The following is a 1873-nucleotide window of genomic DNA, read 5'->3' as shown; positions in this document are numbered from 1 at the left end:
CAGACTCGTCCAAATTATCTCCGACTTCCTGAAAAACCAACCCACAGACCTTGCATGGATCAGTAACCCGGGCTAACTACCCCCTGAAGGCTTACTATGCTTCTAATCGCATCGAAAAACTGGGCTTTCCTTCCTGGGTGCTCTTATAGCAAACTTCCCCGGTAGGAACATTTGTAGCCATGACTTTCTCCCATCTTACCCAAAGCGCCAGTCTCAAGGACCTGGAAGACCAGTTTGACTCCCATTTCCCTATGCTCTGTCGGCGGAAGCCTCACCGATGAAGCGCTCCAAACTATCTGGCACCAACAACCAACGCCTTGCCGAGTTTTTGAAAAGGTCTTCTACCATGAGGCGGCAAGTGCCACAGCAATGATTCTAAACACCGCCCAAATTCCAACAAGCGGGTCTTTTCGGTATTGAGGGCAAGGGCGAACTTTTCCAGCCTTTGTCTCAAAGCATCAAGGAATTGTTCGGCTTCATGACGGTGCTGAAACCCCACAACAAAATCATCGGCGTATCTCACGATCACAACGTCCCCGCTGGCCTTTGTCCTTCGCCAGTGGTGCACCCACAGATCCAAAACATAGTGCAGGTAAATGTTTGCCAACAGAGGAGATATGACCGCCCCCTGCGGCGTCCCTTCCTGTGTTATGGACCAAGCGCCCTCCTCGGATACGCCCGCCCGCAGCCATTTGCGCAGCAGCCGAAGTATCCGGGGATCGGCAATCCTGTGCTCGACAAATTTCAGCATCCACTCATGGCTGATAGCGTCAAAGAAGCCCTTAATGTCTGCATCGAGCACCCAGTTCACTTTCCTTCGTGTCAGGCTGACGAACAAGGCGTCCAGGGCGTCATGCTGCCCGCGCCCTGGCCTGAATCCGTAAGAAAACCCAAGGAAGTCTTCCTCGTAAACTGCGTTTAGCACCCGCCCTACAGCGTGCTGGACAATCTTGTCCTCCAATGCCGCAATGCCGAGGGGCCTTGTGCGTCCATCCGGTTTAGGGATGTATACCCGCCTGGAAGGTTGGGCGCGGTAAGTCCCGCGCTGTATCCTCTCATGCAGGTCCGCCAGTCTATGGTCGAGGTTTGCCCTGTATCGTATCCATGTCATTCCATCCACACCCGGAGCGGCTTGCCGTTTCAATGCATGAAAACTTTCGTGCAATGCCGTCCGGGTCACATGGTGAAGCAGGGCTGTGAACCGTTCATCCTTTCTTTCACGTGCTACTTTTCGCACACGATGCAGTCCGGTCGACACACCGATCCGGCGCTGTGTCCGGGGCGCGGCCTTCAGCAAAGTGTTTCCCTTGGTTGCCCGCCTTTCCTCCACCGTCTCCGCCGCCTGGTTTACCCAGTCTTTGTTCGACAGCTTCTCAGGTACTATGCAGGCATCCGACTTCCCACAAGCGTGCATGACCGGCGTTTGGCTTTTGGCCTTCCCGGTCTGTCCACTCTTGCCATCTGAAAGAGGAACTTGTGGGATCTCCCGGTTCCCGTGCAAGGAGTTTCCGTACGTGCACAGGGTCTCCGACGGCGCAGGACCCGGATGAGGCTCGCGCATAACGCCGCACCCGGTGTTGCCTTCCGCCTGCCTTCGACAGCGGTAGGAACATGATTTTGCCAATAGGATATAAAAACAAATAGTTATCAATGGAGGCAAAAATAGTGTGGTGCCTACAAGTCAGGAGGTCAAATCGATCTTTTTGATAAGGGGAGGAGGCTTTATCTTCAATTTTTTCAGTATTTTATTTTGATCAGGCGTCAATACCGTGCGCTGTAGTACACGCGAATTATTCAAAAAAAATTCTCCCATGTGCAAACGCTCCAGAATCCTGCGAACCTGGTTCCAGGTCATGCCCGTTTCCAACTCAAT

The 1873-nt window shown here is 53.2% G+C and carries 1 protein-coding gene and 2 pseudogenes; 1 reads left to right on the top strand and 2 read right to left on the bottom strand.

The features are described from left to right. Positions 1-176 precede the first annotated feature (176 nt). Positions 177-281: pseudogene (locus tag G491_RS36825) on the top strand (hypothetical protein); the annotation flags it as partial. Between the two features lie 11 nt (positions 282-292). On the opposite strand, the gene ltrA reads toward G491_RS36825, so the two are convergent. Both ltrA and G491_RS36180 read right to left on the bottom strand, forming a co-directional pair. After that, positions 293-1501: a group II intron reverse transcriptase/maturase gene (gene ltrA, locus G491_RS32635; protein ID WP_248635534.1), complete on the bottom strand. Its 1209-nt coding sequence runs from the start codon at positions 1499-1501 to the stop codon at positions 293-295. 180 nt (positions 1502-1681) lie between these two features. Continuing rightward, positions 1682-1873, bottom strand: a pseudogene (locus G491_RS36180) (IS1634 family transposase); the annotation flags it as partial.

The organism is Desulfatibacillum aliphaticivorans DSM 15576, from assembly GCF_000429905.1.
In the GTDB taxonomy this organism is placed as follows: Bacteria; Desulfobacterota; Desulfobacteria; order Desulfobacterales; family Desulfatibacillaceae; genus Desulfatibacillum; species Desulfatibacillum aliphaticivorans.
Note: the sequence above shows the minus strand (reverse complement) of the source record. Positions and strands in the feature narration are given on the sequence as shown.